At 74.4% G+C, this 2,263-nt stretch carries 2 protein-coding genes and 1 pseudogene; 1 reads left to right on the top strand and 2 read right to left on the bottom strand.

Translation table 11 applies throughout. The features are described from left to right. Positions 1-1,254, top strand: a 1,254-nt coding sequence (locus GTY47_RS33620; RefSeq protein ID WP_010043086.1) for a VOC family protein, incomplete at its 5' end; no start/stop codon positions are given. A 91-nt stretch (positions 1,255-1,345) separates the two neighbouring features. On the opposite strand, the gene GTY47_RS33615 is transcribed toward GTY47_RS33620, so the two are convergent. Both GTY47_RS33615 and GTY47_RS33610 read right to left on the bottom strand, forming a co-directional pair. Then, on the bottom strand, positions 1,346-1,933 hold the full coding sequence (locus GTY47_RS33615) for a histidine phosphatase family protein (RefSeq protein ID WP_010043084.1): 588 nt from the start codon (positions 1,931-1,933) through the stop codon (positions 1,346-1,348). A 4-nt stretch (positions 1,934-1,937) separates the two neighbouring features. Next, positions 1,938-2,263, bottom strand: a pseudogene (locus tag GTY47_RS33610) (6-phosphogluconate dehydrogenase); the annotation flags it as partial.

Genomic DNA, 2,263 nt, shown 5'->3' with positions numbered 1-2,263 from the left:
ATCCCCGGCGAGAAGATCTTCTTCCTCCAGCTCGCCGACGCCCCGCTGCTCGCCATGGACGTCCTCCAGTGGAGCCGCCATCACCGCTGCTTCCCGGGCCAGGGCGGTTTCGACGTCGCCGGCCTGGTGCGGCACGTGCTGCGCACCGGATACGACGGCCCGCTCTCCCTGGAGGTCTTCAACGACGTCTTCCGCCAGGCCGAGGCCGGCCCGACCGCCGTCGACGCCCGGCGTTCCCTGCTGGTCCTTCAGGAGACGGTGGGCCGGGCCGTCCCGCCCGAGCCCGTCGTCCCCACCGGCGTCGCCTTCGCCGAGCTGGTCACGCCCGACGCCGAACCCCTCACCGCCCTGCTCGGCGCCCTGGGTTTCGCCCGCACGGCGCGTCATCGCGGCAAGCCCGTCGCCCTGTGGGAGCAGGGGGAGGCCCGGATCCTCGTCAACACCGGGCCGGCGGTCCGCCGGGACGGCACCCAGCTCGCCGCCATCGGGCTGGAGTCACCCGACCCGGCCGCGGCGGCCCGGCGTGCCGAGGCGCTGCTGGCTCCCGTCCTGCCGCGTCGCCGGGCACCCGAGGACGCCCCGCTCGACGCGGTCGCAGCCCCCGACGGCACGGAGCTCTTCTTCTGCGCCACCGGCCGTCCGGGCCTGCCCGACTGGCGGGCCGACTTCGAGGACACCGCCCCGGCACCCGCGCCCGCGGGTGTCCGCGGCATCGACCATCTCGCCCTCACCCAGCGCTGGCACCATTTCGACGAGGCGGCCCTCTTCCACCACGGGGTGCTCGGCCTGCACGCCCAGGAGAGCGTGGACGTCGCCGACCCCTACGGTCTGCTGCGCAGCCGTGCCGTGACCAACGCCGACGGCAGCGTCCGGATCGCCCTCACCGTCGGTGCCGCGCCCACGGACGACACCGTCCACGCCCAGCACATCGCCCTGGCCACCGGCGACGTGGTCGCCTCGGCCCGCCGCTTCCGGGAGGCCGGCGGCAGTCTGCTGCCCGTCCCGGCGAACTACTACGACGATCTCGCCGCCCGCTTCGAGTTCGCCGACGGTGAGCTGGAGACCTACCGCGACCTCGGCATCCTCTACGACCGAGACGCCCACGGCGTCTTCCGCCACTGCTACACCCGCACCGTCGGCCGCGTCTTCTTCGAACTGGTCCAGCGCGACGACGGCTACCGGGGCTACGGCGCCCCGAACGCCCCGGTACGGCTGGCGGCACAGCACGCGGCGCGGGCGCTCACCGGCGGCTGACGGCACGGGTGAGGACGCACCCCGCCGGGCCCCGCCGTCACTCGGACACGCTTCGGCCGGGGGCCGCCGGCCAGCCCCCGGCCGCAGCACGTCACGCCCTGGCGTTCCACTCCGCGATCACAGGCCACCCGTGCTCGGTCGACAACCGGCTGACGGTGCCCGTCTCCAGGCGGAACAGCCGGCCGTCCGCCGGCGGCAGGCCCAGCCGGCGGGCGGTCAGGACGCGGAGGAAGTGGCCGTGGGCCACCAGGATCACATCGCCCTCGGGCAGCGCCGCCGTCACCCGGGACAGCACCCGGTCGGCCCGCTTGCCGACCTCCTCGGGGGACTCGCCCGGCCGGCCGTCGGCGCCGGGCGGCGCCCCGTCGGTCCACAGGTCCCAGTCGGGGCGGCTGCGGTGTATCTCGTCGGTGGTGACGCCCTCATAGGCGCCGTAGTGCCACTCGTGCAGGTCCGGGTCCTCGACCGCCCCCGTCAGGCCCGCCAGTTCGGCCGTGCGCACCGCACGGCCGAGGGGGCTGGTGAGGACCAGCGCGAACCGACGGGCCGCCAGGAGCGCAACCAGCGACTTGGCCTGTTCCTCGCCGTGCCGGGTGAGGGGCAGGTCCGTGAAGCTGGTGTGCTGTCCGCTCCGGCTCCACTCCGTCTCGCCGTGGCGGACCAGCAGCAGATCGCCCACGGTGCTACGCCTTCTTCGCCGACTCGACGGCGTGCCCGCCGAACTGGTTGCGCAGCGCCGCGATCATCTTCATCTGCGGGGAGTCGTCCTGCCGGGACGCGAACCGGGAGAAGAGGGAAGCGGTGATGGCGGGCAGCGGGACGGAGTTGTCGATCGCGGCCTCCACGGTCCAGCGTCCCTCGCCGGAGTCCTGGGCGTAGCCCCGCAGGCCCTCCAGGTGCTCGTCCTCGTCGAGCGCGTTGACCGCGAGGTCCAGCAGCCAGGAGCGGATGACGGTGCCGTCCTGCCAGGAGCGGAACACCTCGCGGACGTTGTCCACCGAGTCCACGG

The organism is Streptomyces sp. SID5464 (assembly GCF_009862985.1).
In the GTDB taxonomy this organism is placed as follows: domain Bacteria; phylum Actinomycetota; class Actinomycetes; order Streptomycetales; family Streptomycetaceae; genus Streptomyces; species Streptomyces chartreusis_D.
This window is presented reverse-complemented; position numbering and strand designations above follow the sequence as displayed.